General features: G+C 34.7%; 15 protein-coding genes. 2 read left to right on the top strand and 13 right to left on the bottom strand.

Annotated features, from left to right (window positions below):
* Nucleotides 1-51 precede the first annotated feature (51 nt).
* Nucleotides 52-579 (top strand): GNAT family N-acetyltransferase, encoded by a 528-nt coding sequence (locus ACKXGU_RS00485; protein ID WP_463466123.1) that lies wholly within the window; start codon nucleotides 52-54, stop codon nucleotides 577-579.
* Here ACKXGU_RS00485 and bshA read toward each other — a convergent pair.
* The 13 genes from bshA to ACKXGU_RS00420 all read right to left on the bottom strand — a co-directional run bounded on the left by bshA (nucleotide 571) and on the right by ACKXGU_RS00420 (nucleotide 12,012).
* Nucleotides 571-1,710, bottom strand: coding sequence for an N-acetyl-alpha-D-glucosaminyl L-malate synthase BshA (gene bshA / locus ACKXGU_RS00480; protein ID WP_463466122.1), 1,140 nt, complete (start codon nucleotides 1,708-1,710; stop codon nucleotides 571-573). The genes ACKXGU_RS00485 and bshA overlap by 9 nt on opposite strands.
* Nucleotides 1,711-1,712: 2 nt before the next feature.
* The gene (locus tag ACKXGU_RS00475) at nucleotides 1,713-4,631 is read right to left on the bottom strand and encodes a glycoside hydrolase family 3 N-terminal domain-containing protein (RefSeq protein WP_463466121.1); all 2,919 of its coding nucleotides are present in this window, start codon (nucleotides 4,629-4,631) and stop codon (nucleotides 1,713-1,715) included.
* Between the two features lie 151 nt (nucleotides 4,632-4,782).
* Nucleotides 4,783-5,268, bottom strand: a complete 486-nt coding sequence (locus ACKXGU_RS00470) for an ABC transporter ATPase (protein ID WP_463466120.1) — start codon at nucleotides 5,266-5,268, stop codon at nucleotides 4,783-4,785.
* Between the two features lie 14 nt (nucleotides 5,269-5,282).
* Nucleotides 5,283-6,041 (bottom strand): phosphatase PAP2 family protein, encoded by a 759-nt coding sequence (locus ACKXGU_RS00465; RefSeq protein ID WP_463466119.1) that lies wholly within the window; start codon nucleotides 6,039-6,041, stop codon nucleotides 5,283-5,285.
* A gap of 12 nt (nucleotides 6,042-6,053) precedes the next feature.
* Nucleotides 6,054-6,260: a hypothetical protein gene (locus tag ACKXGU_RS00460; protein ID WP_463466118.1), complete on the bottom strand. Its 207-nt coding sequence runs from the start codon at nucleotides 6,258-6,260 to the stop codon at nucleotides 6,054-6,056.
* Complete coding sequence (locus ACKXGU_RS00455; protein WP_463466117.1) at nucleotides 6,260-6,460, bottom strand: hypothetical protein; 201 nt, start codon at nucleotides 6,458-6,460, stop codon at nucleotides 6,260-6,262. The genes ACKXGU_RS00460 and ACKXGU_RS00455 overlap by 1 nt, the downstream gene beginning before the upstream one ends.
* A gap of 27 nt (nucleotides 6,461-6,487) precedes the next feature.
* Nucleotides 6,488-6,967 (bottom strand): hypothetical protein, encoded by a 480-nt coding sequence (locus ACKXGU_RS00450; RefSeq protein WP_463466116.1) that lies wholly within the window; start codon nucleotides 6,965-6,967, stop codon nucleotides 6,488-6,490.
* Between the two features lie 3 nt (nucleotides 6,968-6,970).
* Nucleotides 6,971-7,762: a (Fe-S)-binding protein gene (locus tag ACKXGU_RS00445; protein ID WP_463466115.1), complete on the bottom strand. Its 792-nt coding sequence runs from the start codon at nucleotides 7,760-7,762 to the stop codon at nucleotides 6,971-6,973.
* A gap of 5 nt (nucleotides 7,763-7,767) precedes the next feature.
* On the bottom strand, nucleotides 7,768-8,214 hold the full coding sequence (locus tag ACKXGU_RS00440) for an LNS2 domain-containing protein (RefSeq protein ID WP_463466114.1): 447 nt from the start codon (nucleotides 8,212-8,214) through the stop codon (nucleotides 7,768-7,770).
* Between the two features lie 14 nt (nucleotides 8,215-8,228).
* Entirely contained in the window at nucleotides 8,229-8,573 is a 345-nt protein-coding gene (locus tag ACKXGU_RS00435) for a hypothetical protein (protein WP_463466113.1), read from the bottom strand.
* A 9-nt stretch (nucleotides 8,574-8,582) separates the two neighbouring features.
* On the bottom strand, nucleotides 8,583-9,890 hold the full coding sequence (locus ACKXGU_RS00430) for a 4Fe-4S dicluster domain-containing protein (protein ID WP_463466112.1): 1,308 nt from the start codon (nucleotides 9,888-9,890) through the stop codon (nucleotides 8,583-8,585).
* A gap of 12 nt (nucleotides 9,891-9,902) precedes the next feature.
* Nucleotides 9,903-10,838, bottom strand: coding sequence for an MlaD family protein (locus ACKXGU_RS00425; protein ID WP_463466111.1), 936 nt, complete (start codon nucleotides 10,836-10,838; stop codon nucleotides 9,903-9,905).
* Between the two features lie 55 nt (nucleotides 10,839-10,893).
* A complete protein-coding gene (locus ACKXGU_RS00420; RefSeq protein ID WP_463466110.1) occupies nucleotides 10,894-12,012 on the bottom strand; it encodes an N-acetylmuramoyl-L-alanine amidase in 1,119 nt (372 codons plus the stop codon).
* A gap of 86 nt (nucleotides 12,013-12,098) precedes the next feature.
* Here ACKXGU_RS00420 and ACKXGU_RS00415 point away from each other — a divergent pair, with 86 nt between their 5' ends.
* Nucleotides 12,099-14,849, top strand: coding sequence for a putative LPS assembly protein LptD (locus ACKXGU_RS00415; RefSeq protein ID WP_463466109.1), 2,751 nt, complete (start codon nucleotides 12,099-12,101; stop codon nucleotides 14,847-14,849).
* The last annotated feature ends 7 nt before the right edge of the window (nucleotides 14,850-14,856 follow it).

The following is a 14,856-nucleotide window of genomic DNA, read 5'->3' as shown; positions in this document are numbered from 1 at the left end:
AGAAAGATATAAATATTTAACCAATTGATAGGAATATTCTATCTTTCAATTATGAAGTTTCAAGAATTACAAACCAAGCGATTGAGGTTGCGCACATTAACTTTAGAAGATGCCAAAGATATTATGTTTTTAAGATCTGATAAAAGGGTAAATGAATTCATAGACAGAAAAGCTCCTAAAAAAATAGAAGAAGTTTTAGCCTTCATCGAAACTATTATAGTAAATAATAGGAACAAAAAGTCTTGCTATTGGTGCATTTCAGAGAAGAATCACACAAAAGCAATTGGCACAATCTGTCTATGGAATTTTTCAGAGGACAAAAAAACTGCTGAAGTTGGTTATGAACTGCATCCAAAATACCAAGGAAAAGGTATGATGAGTGAGGCCTTAAATGCAGTTTTAGAATTTGGATTTCATGAATTGAAACTAGAGTCTATTGAAGCCTTTACTCATAAAGAAAATAACAACTCCGTAAAACTTCTTTTAAAAAATCAATTCATGCATGATGTCTTAAAACAAGACAAAAACAATGAAAACAATGTCATTTTCGAATTAAAAAAGGATAGAATTCTACTTTAACTGCATACAATTAGACAGGGTATTCTCATAGATAACCTCGTATTGCGGTACAATTTTATGAATATCAAATTTTTGCGCTTGAGTTTGAGCCTGTTTTTTAAAGTTTATCAAGGTCGGGACATCTTTTAAAATGGATATGGCATTTTTACTCATGTCCTCAATGTCACCAACATGACTTAAAAATCCAGAAACACCATGAATGTTTACTTCTGGAATTCCTCCTGTATCACTTGAAATAACAGGCACTCCAGAAGCCATGGCCTCCAAAGCCGCTAGACCAAAACTTTCCGTTTCAGACGGTAGAATAAATAAATCGGAAAAACGAAGTATACGATCAATTTCATTACTGTTTCCAAGAAAAACAACCTGATCTTCAATACCCAAATCCTGACACAATTTTTCAGCCGATTCTTTTTCAGGTCCCTCACCAACCATCATTAATTTGGCTGGTATTTGCTTTTGAATGTTGTAAAAAACCTTAATAACATCCTGAATACGCTTTACCGGTCTGAAGTTACTGATATGTGTAATAATACGCTCATTATCATGCGCCATCATGGAACGTTGGCAATCCGTAAAACCATGGTCATGTTTTGATAAATCAATAAAATTCGTAACGACATGTATCGTATTTTTAATATCAAACAATCGCAATGTATCTTGCTTTAAACTCTCCGAAACAGAAGTCACGGCATCAGATTTATTGATGCTAAATTCAACGGCTGTCTTATAAAAGGGATGACTTCCCACTAAAGTAATATCTGTTCCATGCAAGGTCGTTACAATGGGCACATAAATACCGGATTCCTGCAACATTTTCTTGGCCATATACGCAGCATAAGCATGAGGTATGGCATAATGCACATGAAGTATTTCTATTTTATGCAACTTCACCATATCTACCAACTTACTGGATAATGCCAATTCATAAGGCTGATAGTGAAACAACGGATATTCAGGAACATTGACTTCGTGAAAATGAACATGGCTACCCAATAATTCCAACCTAACCGGTTGCTTGTAGGTTATAAAGTGAACCTCATGCCCTCTATTTGATAATTCAATACCCAATTCTGTTGCTACAACACCACTTCCTCCAAATGTTGGATAACAAACAATTCCTATTTTCATAATTAGTCTTCTATTGATTCATAAATCAAGCGCTGAATCTCTGTTCTAATGTTCTCTTTTAACAACGTATTGGATCCTGCAACCGGATATGTTCTATTCGCTAAAAAAACATATACTATTTCCTCTTCAGGATCTGCCCAAGCGTAAGTGCCTGTAAATCCTGAATGGCCAAAGCTTGTCATGGAAATACACCCACAGGTAGGGCCCGATTCTCCCAATTGCGGTTTATCAAACCCAACTCCTCGTCTATTATCGTTTTCACAAAAATAACAGGTGTTAAACTTATCAAGTGTTTCTGGTTTAAAATAGCGTTTACCGCCATAATATCCCTTTTGTAAAAACAATTGCATGATTTTGGCAACATCGTTGGCATTACTAAAAATGCCAGCATGACCACCTACACCTCCCTGCATAGCCGCTCCCATATCATGAACATATCCTTTTATTACTTGATAACGATAATAATCATCTACTTCCGTTGGTACAATGGATTTATTACTAAACTTGTTGTAAGGGTTATATGTTGTATAATTTGCTCCCAAAGATTGATAAAAATGTTCTTGAACCAATTCATCCAAAGGTTTGTCGTAATGCTTCTCAATAAATTTCTTTAAGATATAATATGGCAAATCACTATAACGATAACGCAGTCTACTCAACAAATCAGAATCTTTTATAATTCCTTGTATCGTATCTTGATAATCTTTGCGCATGTATAAATTGTTCGCAACCTTAACACTGAAATTACTACTAAATTCATTGCTATAGTATTTCGGATCTGGTCTTTTAGTGACAGAATCCAAAGTGGCGTAATAGAACGGAATCCATGGCTTTAAACGTGCGTAATGCGAAAGCATCTTCTTGAGCGTTACATCCTTCTTGTTAGAATTGGCGTATTCCGGCAGTAATTCGGATAATTTGGAATCTAAAGTCACAATACCTTTCTCTTCCAGTTCCATGAGTAAAGGAAGTGTTGCAATAATTTTAGTTAGGGAAGCCACATCATAAATATCACTAAACGTAACCGATTCAGAATCTTTATCATATGTATGATGGCCAAAATTCTTATTATAAATCACTTTTCCTTTCCTAGCAACCAACAACTGAATCCCTGGTGTCATTTCTTTATCTACAGCCAATTGGGCAACTGAATCTATTTTAGCCAACTTTTCAGAATTCATCCCAACACGTTCAGGAATCGAATAACTCAATAGAGCCATTGAATTATAATCAATTCCATGACCTTCATTATAAAAGGTTCCTATGGAAACCGGTAATTGACCTTTAGCTTCAGCGGCACCAAAAATTATTTGTGCCGATTTTTGTTGGGCCGTTTCGCTATTTTGATAGCTCACCACCAATCCTTCAATATTCTCAAAAGTGGCTATATCCAATAAGGCATAAGGCTTGACAAACACATCTAAAATTACGGTATTGGTTCTAGCAATTTCATAGAGCCAAACTAACTCCTGATCGGTGAATTTATAATCTTTCCAAGGGTGGTCATTAGACCGATGGAATCCCACAACTACTGTATTATAAGCTTTAAGTTTTTCAATAAGTTCATCCAAATTATCGGCTTTAACCTCATGGACTTTAGTGTATTTTTTAAGTTCATTGAAAAATGAAGAACCGGAGTCATCACCCAATTGCACATAAGCCACCTGTTTATCTTTTAAATTCCTGATTGGTAACAAATTGGACTTGTTTTTAACAACCGTTATGGCATTTTCAAAAGCCACTTCATTCAAAATGACATCTTTTGGCCTGTTTAATTCATTAACCAGGTTTTCAACTTCAATAGGTTTGAAATTATTCAATCCAACCTTGAATTTTGCTTGAAGAATTTTTTTAACCGAATGTGCCAATCGCTCTTCGGTAATGACACCAGAGTCATAGGCCTCTCGCATTTTAGATATGGCTTTAGGCACATCTTCAGAAATTAACATCACATCATTACCAGCAAGAAAAGCTGCTAAATCAATATCACCAGGTTCGCTGAAATTAGCTACACCTTTCATCTCTAAAGCATCTGTATAAATTAATCCTTTAAATCCAAGCGAATCCTTCAGGATATCAGTCACAATATGTTTTGACAAAGATGATGGGACACCAGATTCCGATTCAAGCGCTGGCACATTGAGGTGTGCCACCATAACACTGGATAATCCTTTTTCAATGAGTTTTTTATAAGGGTAAATTTCAATGGAATCAATCCGTTTTTGATCAAAATTGATCGTAGGTAATGTTTTATGCGAATCACTATCCGTATCGCCATGACCAGGAAAATGTTTGGCATTTGCCAGAACACCAGCGTCCTGCATCCCTTTCATAAAAGCCAGAGCTTTTTCAGTAACATTATCTCTGTCTTCACCAAAAGAACGATTGCCAATGATAGGGTTTTTGGGATTGGTATTGATGTCAACGACAGGAGCAAAATTAAAATGAACTCCTATGCGTTTACAATGTTCACCTATTTGATAACCAACCTGCTCAACAATTTTTTTATCCTTAATAGCTCCTAAAGTCATATTCCAAGGAAAAGCAAATGTAGAATCCAGACGCATACTCAATCCCCATTCGGCATCCATCCCGATCAACAATGGCGTTTTTGATAAGGCCTGCAATCTATTGTTTAATTTTGCTTGAGCAACCGGACCTCCAGTAGAATAAATGATACCGCCTATGTGCTGGTCCATTATCAACTGACTGACAATATTCTCATGCTTCAAGCCTTGGTTAGAAAATGCTCTAACCATAAAGAGCTGACCAATTTTTTGATCTATATCGAGGCTATTATAAACACTATCCACCCATTTTTGCTGCAAAACAGGGTTTTTAGCTTCCAATGGATTTTTATTTTGTGAAAATGTCGTATTAAATATTAAAAAAAATATTGCTAGAAATGTGACTCTATGCATACAATCAAGGGCTTTTTACATAATTATCAATAACGATACCAAATTACAGTATTTTGAAGAGAGTCAACAAAACTTTAAGATAGATTTATAAAGAAGGTAATTAACAATTTTACCGATAAAAACTATCCAAGAAAATTTAACGGAATTTGACTTATTTAATGAAGCGAGCGTGCCAACTCTCACTTGCAGGAACCTCCCAATACTCATTAAATTCAGCTATATTATTGACCAAATTATTAAAGACAATGGTGTTCTTGGATACGGCTTTGTCTTTGGCCATTTGTTTAAAATCAGCCAGCGACTTGTAGGCTATAAAATCTCCTTGCTTATAGGATACATTCATTTTATCCATTAAATCCACCTGATATTCTTTTTCCAATTGCTGAATAAAATGCACTGAAGCATCAATAGAACAACCTGTTGCTTTATTCAAGTTTTGATTCAATCCTATTACTATAAAGCGTTTATATTTAATTAAATAACCTGATTGTAAATCACTACCATGAGCTGTCCAGTTTTCAATAAAAACATTCAGCTTGCTTTCTATTTCATCAATTTCAGTTTCAGTGAAAGAGCGATTGGCCTGGTATATCCAAACCCGAGATTCTTCGGGTAAATTTTTAAAATCTACTAGCATAATTTATTCTAACATTAAAAATTCATAACAAAATTCAAGCCGGTTTCCTTATTCTTATAATATGGAACCAAGAGTACCTGATTTTTATTTGTTTTTTTGGTCTTAAAAACCTTATTATTTAAAAATGGGCTAAACCAATAAGCTATCTTGGTACTTAATATACCTATTCCTGCACCAGTAACGACATCACTAACCCAATGTCTATCATTATAAACCCTAAATAAACCTGTCCCTATAGCCACAGAATATCCAGCCACACCATACCAAATGGATTTGTGCTTATACTCCTGTCTTAAAAATTCAGCTCCCATAAATGCAGTTGCAGTATGACCAGAAGGGAATGAATTAAATGAGGTGCCATCTGGACGCTGAACATTTGAAACCGATTTTGTAATAAAAATACTGGAAGCCATAATGGCATAAGCCGTTGTTAATATGACTGTTCGCTCTTTAAAATTATGTCTCCCTTCAACATTGAGTGCATTTAAAGCATATACCGATACCATAGGAGCATATTGTGAAAAGTCATCTATGGTAATTTGCTCATCTATATGCTCATTAACTTCCGTTTTAATATCACTATTAAAATCCTGAATGGTATGACTCTCTAAACCAATTATTCCAATACCAATTAATGTTACAGGAACTATCAAGGCCTGAGGTTTGAATATTTCAGGATTATGAACAGAACGTATAGTAGGTGAAATAGAATCTTTTTTAACTTGGGAAAAAACATTGATGGATAATAGACAAAAGAACAAAACCTTTTTCAAAATCAACTAGTATTATTTCTTTTCTTCAACAACTTTATATTTGTGCATCCATGACATTAAAAAAGCAAATCCAACTCCTTGAAAAACATATTTCCCATATTGTAAATCCACTTCACTATAATAGTCCCAAAGACCCAAACCAGCTATTAAAGAAGCCGCTTCGAAAACACCTATAAAAATCCTGATTTTTAAAGATATTTTTTCTCGTTTAAGACCCATTAGTACTTTTCTTTTTTTACTTTATATCTAAATGCCAAAGCCATAAAAAATCCAAAAAAAGATCCATGAAACAGGAATCGCCATATTAAAAAATCATCACCATCAAAATAATAAAACACTTCCATAGCAATGGCGAAAAACAAGCCTTGCAATAAACCTGAAATAATTCTGGTTCTTAATGGTAACTTTTCCTTTTTCATTAATAAATCTGTTCTAAAGTTTAAATGTTATGGCTTTAATTGATTTATTATTTTTCTAATATCAAATTCTGTAAACTCACCAATTCTTGATATATAATTACCATTCTCATTAAATATCAGTAAACTATAGCATGAACTCGTATTTAAAAACTCGTTATAAACAAACTCCTCTTTATCTTGAAAAATATTCTTTGAATTTTTATACGATTTTGGTCCATTGATGACTAATATTTCATGAGCATTTTTAATATTCGCAGAGGACATGAGACTTAAAATCCAATCATTTTTATCACCTTCATTATTATTTTCAATTTTATATTGGGTACAATAGTTTTTAGAATTTCTATACCCTATAATGAGAAAGTCCTCATCATCCCAATTAAAATTGTTTTTCAAAAATTGAAGCTGTGTTGGTGAAACTTGGCCTTTAGATTGAGAAAAAACAACATTAGAGCCACTTATCATTAAAAACAGCAATATAGATAAGATGTTCTTTGGTATAATCATTTTTTACAAATCCTGGGCATTGGCAATCAATTCGGCTATATCCATAACCTGAATACTATCTTCTTTTTCTTTTGCCTTGACACCATCAGTCATCATGGTATTACAAAATGGACAAACCGTAATAATAACTTCTGGATTCGTTTCCAATGCGTCTTCTGTTCTTAAAACGTTGATGTCTTTATCTCCTTTTTCAGGTTCCTTAAACATTTGGGCACCTCCAGCGCCACAACACAACGATGTACGCTTACTGCGTTTCATTTCTTTAAAGTTCACACCCAAGGTTTGAATTAAAGCTCTTGGTGCCTCAAAGACTTCGTTGGCTCGGCCTAAATAACAGGGATCATGAAATGTAACATTTTTACCCTTGAATTCTGATTCTGTGACTTTTATTTTTCCTTCAGCAATTAATTTTTGTACGAATTGTGTATGATGGTACACTTCATAATTACCTCCTAAACCAGGGTATTCATTTTTGAGTGTATTAAAGTCATGTGGATCAGTAGTAATTATCTTCTTCACCTGATACATATTCATTACTTCAATATTAGTCATGGCTTGCATTTGAAATAAAAACTCATTTCCTGCCCGTTTAGCGGCATCACCAGAATCTGACTCTTCTGTGCCTAAAACAGCAAAATCAACATTGGCTTTATTAAGCAGTTTCACAAATGCTTTGGTGATTTTTTTTGCCCTATCGTCAAAAGCTCCAGCAGAACCAACCCAAAACAAATATTCTGGTTGTTTTCCTTCTGCCATATACTCTGCCATGGTAGGCACTTTTAATTGTTCACTCATAATATTTATTCATGATGACCATCGTCAAAAACTTGAATGGTCACTTTTTTATCAACTAAATCGGTAAACTTTCCTTTATAACGAGTCGCTTTAACCAAATGGTTATCTATCCAGTGATAATTACCACCTCTAGGTTTTCCCATTAATAAACTATGGAATTTAAACCCATGCTTATTGAGCCAATTTTCGGTCACTTCTCTGTGATCTTCAGTTCGTGATGTAAAGAAACAAATCAAATGTCCTTCATCATACCATTTGTTGCATGTTGCCAAAGCATCCGGATACGGTTCACAAGTCACCATCCGTTCGGGTTCCTCATTAGGCACATCTTCGGTGATGGTTCCATCAATATCAATTAAATAATTTTTGACTCCTTTCGGTAAAATGGGGCTTACCTTTTCACCTGCTTCAACTTTTTCATGCAATAACTTGTCTGCGTCTTCTCTTTTCATAAATGTTAAGTTCCTTATTCCTTTTGTTCATTATTAGTCGCAGCATTAGTAATTGCTGCAAAATCTTCTTTAGATATTCGTATTATGATAGCCAATTTCTTTGTGCCATTCACCAAAATATTCTCGGGCAAATAACGCTCATCATGAGCTCGCAACAAAGCCGCATAACCTATTTTACTTATTTGGGCATCAGAACAATAATCACAAAATACCTTTTTTAATTTGATGTCTTTTGCCTCTCTATTTTCATAATCAATTTCAGTGTATACTTTTATCTGTAGCGAGTCTTTCGCATATCCCTGCGGATACAGACTATTAGCCATCAACAAAATAACCCCAAAAGTTAGCCATCTTATCATCTCAAAGATTTACTCGTTTTTCCAATTCAAGCGGTCCATTTGATTATAAGGCCAAGGCGCACCATTGTTTTCAATATTGGTCATCATGTTATTCAATTCTACTGGTGCCGCACTTTGTTCCATTACTAAATAACGTCTCATTTCTAATATAATAGATAATGGGTCAATACTCACCGGACAAGCCTCTACACAAGCATTACATGATGTACATGCCCAAAGTTCTTCTCTGGATATATAATCATCCAACAATTGCTTGCCATCATCTTTAAATTCACCATTATTGGCATCGATGTTTTTACCCACTTCCTCTAATCGATCCCGCGTATCCATCATAATTTTACGCGGTGACAACTTTTTACCTGTTAAATTGGCTGGACACTCACTCGTGCATCGTCCACATTCGGTGCAGGTATAAGCATTTAGCAATTGCACCCAATTAAGATCTTGCACATCACTGGCCCCAAATTTTGCCGGAGCCACATTTTCAGCTCCTTCAGGCGGTGCAGCGAATGGATCGACATTGGGATCCATCATCATTTTTACTTCATTAGTGACCGCTTCCAGATTATTAAATTGCCCTTTGGGCTTCACACTACCATAGTAGGTATTAGGAAACGCCAACAGAATATGTAAATGCTTGGAATAGTACAGATAATTTAAGAACACCAATATCCCCAAAATATGTAACCACCAGGCAGATCGCTCAATGATATGGATAGTTGAATCAGATAGACTACTGAACCAAGGAGCTATAAATTGGCTAATGACATTACCTGATTCCATGTTTTGAAACGGGATATCTGTAGCATTCATAACCAAAAATAAGGTCATTAAAACCATTTCAAAGTATAGAATGTAATTCGCGTCATTTTTTGGCCAGGCAGTCATTTCGGACTTCCAAAAGCGCTGAATTTTAATAATGTTTCTTCGAATCCAAAAAACAATAACAGATATCAATACTAATACGGCTAATATTTCAAATGAACCTATTAAAACACCGTAGAGACTACCAATAGAAGAAAAAATACGATGCGTTCCAAACAGCCCATCGATAATGATCTCCAATACTTCAATGTTGATAATAATAAAACCTACATATACGATAACATGCAGAAAACCAGCAATAGGTCTTTTCACCATTTTACTTTGCCCAAGGGCAATCATCATCATATTACGCCAGCGTTCTGATTTGTTGTCGCTAACATCAACATCATGGCCTAGTTTTATGTTGCGCATCAGCTTCTTCACGTTTTTTGCAAAATAGCCGATACCTGCAATCAATGCTACAACAAATAATATGTTTGGAATAAAACTCATATTGGTTACATGTTAGTTGTCACTTTCTTCTTCTTCATAAGGAATCTCCTTTTTAGAAAGTATTCTGAAATATCGTTTAGGGTGTAATTTAATATCTCGTAATAGTTCCTCCAATTCCTTGGTTGCTCCTTCTAAATTTGTATATAACTCATCATCTTTCAATAACTTCCCAACCGTACCTTCTCCATTATCCAGATCTGTAAGCAGTGCATTGAAATTTAAGAGTGCGGTATCTAAATCTTCGATGGTTTTTGATATTTCAGCCTTTTTTAAATCATTTGATAAACTGGCTAAATCTTTGCTGATTGAATCAAAATTACTAATTACAGATGTCAGGTTTTTTTCGTTGTTCGCGATGAGCGCGTTAAAGGAATTAGAGAGCGTTCGAAAAGACTTTATAGTAGCATTCAATTCAGCAATAGCGCTTTTTAACCCTTTATCAGAATCGTCTTCTACTATCGCATTTAAACCTATCAATAGTGAATCAGCTGATTTTAAAGTGGTATCAAGTCCCGTACTCAAGTTTGAAAAATTTCCTGCTAAACCATCCAATAACCCTTTTTCCACTTCTGATTGAATAACATCGCCATCTTGTGCAAACTGATTATCTTCAGCTGGAATAATCGCCATGGCATTACCGCCCATTAAGCCCATTTCATACAACCGTATTTTACTGTTTTTAGAAAATTTTAATCCTTCATCAACGGTAAATGATACACGGGTTTTACCTGTTTCAAAATCATATTTAATCTTTTTGATTTTCCCAACATTGTTACCTTTTATAGTAACTGGAGAAGACTCGGTAAGTCCATTGTATTCAAACTCTGTATAGTAGGTATTTGATGCATCCAACAGGTTTCTTCCCTTCAGATAGTTTATTCCAAAAATCAAAAAAGCGATTCCTAAAATAACAAGTATGGCAGTTTTAACTTCTTTAGTTATTTTCAAAGTCAAGTTATTTGGTTATTAAACAAAATTAAAGATAAATTTATAAAGAATGGCTCTAATTAGCTGATGAATTTAAGACATCAGCCACCGAAACTTGCTTACCGTTTTTGTAGGCAACAACAAAACAGGATTTATAACCTTTTGCTTTTGCTGTCTCCTGAAGTCGTTTAGCCTCATTATAATCAGAAGTACTTCCGTAATAATATTTATAAAGATTATCAACGTCTTCTCTTGAAATATCAGCTAATCCATTAAAATTGTACGATTTTGGTTCTAATTTTCGAGAACTGGCAGCTATTTGCACTTTAAAAATAACCCCTTCATAAATTTGTTTGGGCTCATCAATGGAAACCGATGTATTTTCATCATTATTAGGGCTAATATTAATACCAACATTTAAATCCAACCCATGTTTATAATCCAGTATAGCCTCCTTAATAGCTGTAGCCATCTGACTTTGTCCTTTGTTTGAATTTAAATAACTGCCTTCTGGTTTATAAGTTAAAAATCCTGTTTCAATTAAAACACTTGGCATGTAAGTATTATGCAATACCCAAAAACCAGCTTGTTTCACACCTCTACTTTTCCTGTTCAGTTTACCACTAAAATTATTCTCTATCAAATTAGCCAATAAGATACTTTGATCTAAATACTCCTCCTGCATAAGTGTCAATCCAATTAAGGATTCTGGCGAGTTCGGATCAAACCCTTCATAATGTTTTTCGTAATCTTCTTCCAGAAAAATGACCTCATTTTCTTTTTTGGCCACATTAAAGTTTCTTTCATTGGCATGAAGTCCTAGAACAAAAGTTTCTGTGCCATGTGCATTATTGCTAAATGAGTTACAATGAACAGAAACAAATAAATCCGCATCCGCTTTGTTGGCAATTGCGGCACGCTCATGCAACTTTAAAAAGACATCTGTTTTTCTTGTATAAATAACTTTGATATCTGGATTACGCTCAAGAGCTTTACCAACTTCTAAAACAATGTTTAAAGCAATGCTTTTTTCTTTATAACCATTGCCTAAATTTCCAGGATCATGACCACCATGTCCTGCATCCAAAACAACCACAAACTTATTTGATGATGCTTGCGCATGCAGATTATTGGCATTAGAAAACATAGCCAAAATGGCCAGAATTAAGAAACGTAATTTAATGATTGTGTTCATAGTAAGTATAACAACTTTATAGCAGGTTTATTTTAATTTTTGAATTTTACGCTATATTAAATTAATCACAAAAAATATATGTAATTTTGGCAATTCAAAAACCGAGCCATACTTTTACAAAAATACATCTAAAAGCATTGCGTACAAACATCTTCCACATACTTTTTGCCTTAAGTTTTACAGTGTTTATCAACACTTTTGGCTTTGCTCAAGATATCCCAAAGGAAGGTGGAAAAGTAAGTCCAACCCAAGAAAATGACACCCTAAATCTTTCCATTGGAGAAGCTCTAAAACCGGTTGCATCTGAAAAGGGTCAAGACTCTATTTTACAGGATTCCGTAAAACCAAAACCTGAACTACTGACTGGATCAGTAACCTATAAGGCATTGGATTATACTTCTTTCAATAATAAAGAACAAAAACTTTATCTCTACAATGAAGCCGAAGTCTACTATGAAGATATGGAACTAAAGGCCGGTTTAATTATTATTGATTATAATACCAATGAAGTTTTTGCTGCAGGTATTGTGGACTCTTTGGGCAATTACAACCAGGCTCCCGTGTTTAAGCAGGCTAATAATGTTGTTGAGCCAGATTCCATTAAATTTAATACCAAGACTGAAAAGGCACTTATATACAATTCTAAAACCGAACAAGGTGGTATGAACATCCTGGCGCCTATAACCAAAAAGGTTAATGACTCGGTAATCTTTTTATACAAAGGACGTTTTACTACCGCGAAGGATATTGATAATCCAGAGTATTATTTTCAAGCCAACAAAATAAAAATAGTCCCCAAGAAAAAGATTGTCGTTGGACCAACAAATATGGTTATTGCTGATGTACCCACTATCATTGGATTACCTTTTGGTTTTTTTCCATTAACGGACAAACAAACTTCAGGTGTGATTATCCCTAGCTTTGGAGAACAAAATAACAGAGGTTACTTTCTTCAAAATGGTGGTTATTATTTTGCTATTAGTGATTTTGTTGATCTAGCTGTTTTAGGCGATTACTATACCAACGGCAGTTATGGATTGCGTTTTGAAAGTGCCTATGCTAATAGATATCGTTACAACGGTAATGTAAGTTTTCGTTATGAAAATTTAATTAATAGTGAACGTGGTTTTCCAGATTATAGTAAATCGTCTATTTATAATATCAGATGGTCTCACAATCAGGACGCGAAGGCCAATCCAAGTAGCCGATTTTCGGCATCCGTGAATTTAGGAAGTAGCAAGTATTATCAAACATCCATCAATCAAGTCAATGCACCAAGTTTTTTGAACAACACCTTGGCATCGTCTATTTCCTATTCCAAGACATTTGCAGGAGAGCCGCAGGTTAATATGAGCGTGACTGCAACACATTCACAAAACACCAATACCGAAGTAATTAATATGACCTTGCCTACCATTCAAGCCAGTGTTAGTAGGGTTTTTCCATTTGCGCCTAAAACAGGTGTTAAAAAAGGAATTATACAAAATATCAATTTTCAGTATAATATCCGTGCTGAAAACCGGATCCAAACCACCGATTCCCTATTCTTTAAAAAGGAAATGTGGGACAGTGCCCAAAATGGCATTAGACATAGTATTCCTTTAACTACTAATTTTAAACTTTTCAGGTATTTAAGTTTAAGCGCTAGTACATCTTATGATGAAACTTGGGTTTTTGAAACAGTTAGAAAATATTATGATATTGAAGAAAATACGGTTATAACAGAACCTGTTAAAGGATTTGATGCTTTTAGAACCTACAACTTCAGTACCAATTTAGGAACAACTTTATATGGTATGTTTGATTTTAGGAAAGAAGGTAAAGATCCAAAAATACAGGCTATTAGGCATATTATGCGGCCATCAATTAGTTATAGCATCAATCCGTCATTCAGTAATTATTATGAAACCTACGAAGTAATTGATGCGAATGGCACCACAACTGATGAAATTGAGTACACGCGTTTTGAAGGCGGTATTTATGGCACGCCTAGTAATCGATACTCCAGTTCCGTTGGTTTTTCTTTGTCCAATAATATTGAGGCCAAGATAAGAGATAAGGACTCTACGGCTACCGAGCCAAAAAAAATCAAAATCCTTGACAACTTAAACTTTTCAACAGCCTATAATTTGGCTGGTGATTCCTTAAACTGGAGTCCTTTAAGAATGACTGGAGGTACCCAACTATTACAAAATAAAATGACTGTAAATTTTGGTGCTACTTTAGATCCTTATGCTTTGGATAACAACAACACTAAAATTGATAAATTCAATATTGACAATGGCGGTAGTTTATTCAGATTAACAAGTGCCAACATGGCTGTGAGCTATTCATTATCAAGCAGTAATTTTGATGGATCACAAAATGAACGCAGTCAACAAGAAAATTTGAGAAGTGGTGGACGTGATGACGACTTATTTGGTAGAGCCCAAGATTTTTCCGATCAACGATATTATGATGAAGATGATGAAGAAAAAGAAATGCCTAGTGACCTATATACCTCCAAAATACCCTGGAACTTAAAACTGGCTTATGCTGTCAATTACGCCAATTCCAGAAGAGAAAATGAAATTTCATCCCACTCATTGATGTTTTCAGGTGATGTGGAATTTTCACCACGTTGGACCGTTGGGGCTTCATCAGGATACGATTTTAAAAATAAAGGCTTTACTTATACCCAATTGCGTTTTGAGCGAGACCTATTAAGTTGGCGTATGAACTTTAGCTGGGTACCTTTTAGTTCCAGAAGTTCATGGTACTTCTTCATTGGCATCAAATCAAATATCCTTAAAGACATTAAATACGACAAACGTCGTCAACCTGACCAACAATTATAAACACAAG

The sequence above is a fragment of the Hanstruepera sp. CR43 genome (assembly GCF_055227665.1).
The sequence above is the reverse complement of the archived record's forward strand: the minus strand, read 5'-3'. Positions and strand labels throughout refer to the sequence as shown.

Coding starts and splice junctions, on each gene's coding strand:
- ACKXGU_RS00455 (WP_463466117.1), bottom strand. CDS start 6,460: ATGAAAAAGGAAAAGTTACCATTAAGAACCAGAATTATTTCAGGTTTA.
- ACKXGU_RS00470 (WP_463466120.1), bottom strand. CDS start 5,268: ATGCTAGTAGATTTTAAAAATTTACCCGAAGAATCTCGGGTTTGGATA.
- ACKXGU_RS00445 (WP_463466115.1), bottom strand. CDS start 7,762: ATGAGTGAACAATTAAAAGTGCCTACCATGGCAGAGTATATGGCAGAA.
- ACKXGU_RS00450 (WP_463466116.1), bottom strand. CDS start 6,967: ATGATTATACCAAAGAACATCTTATCTATATTGCTGTTTTTAATGATA.
- ACKXGU_RS00440 (WP_463466114.1), bottom strand. CDS start 8,214: ATGAAAAGAGAAGACGCAGACAAGTTATTGCATGAAAAAGTTGAAGCA.
- ACKXGU_RS00460 (WP_463466118.1), bottom strand. CDS start 6,260: ATGGGTCTTAAACGAGAAAAAATATCTTTAAAAATCAGGATTTTTATA.
- ACKXGU_RS00485 (WP_463466123.1), top strand. CDS start 52: ATGAAGTTTCAAGAATTACAAACCAAGCGATTGAGGTTGCGCACATTA.
- bshA (WP_463466122.1), bottom strand. CDS start 1,710: ATGAAAATAGGAATTGTTTGTTATCCAACATTTGGAGGAAGTGGTGTT.
- ACKXGU_RS00430 (WP_463466112.1), bottom strand. CDS start 9,890: ATGAGTTTTATTCCAAACATATTATTTGTTGTAGCATTGATTGCAGGT.
- ACKXGU_RS00435 (WP_463466113.1), bottom strand. CDS start 8,573: ATGATAAGATGGCTAACTTTTGGGGTTATTTTGTTGATGGCTAATAGT.
- ACKXGU_RS00420 (WP_463466110.1), bottom strand. CDS start 12,012: ATGAACACAATCATTAAATTACGTTTCTTAATTCTGGCCATTTTGGCT.
- ACKXGU_RS00475 (WP_463466121.1), bottom strand. CDS start 4,631: ATGCATAGAGTCACATTTCTAGCAATATTTTTTTTAATATTTAATACG.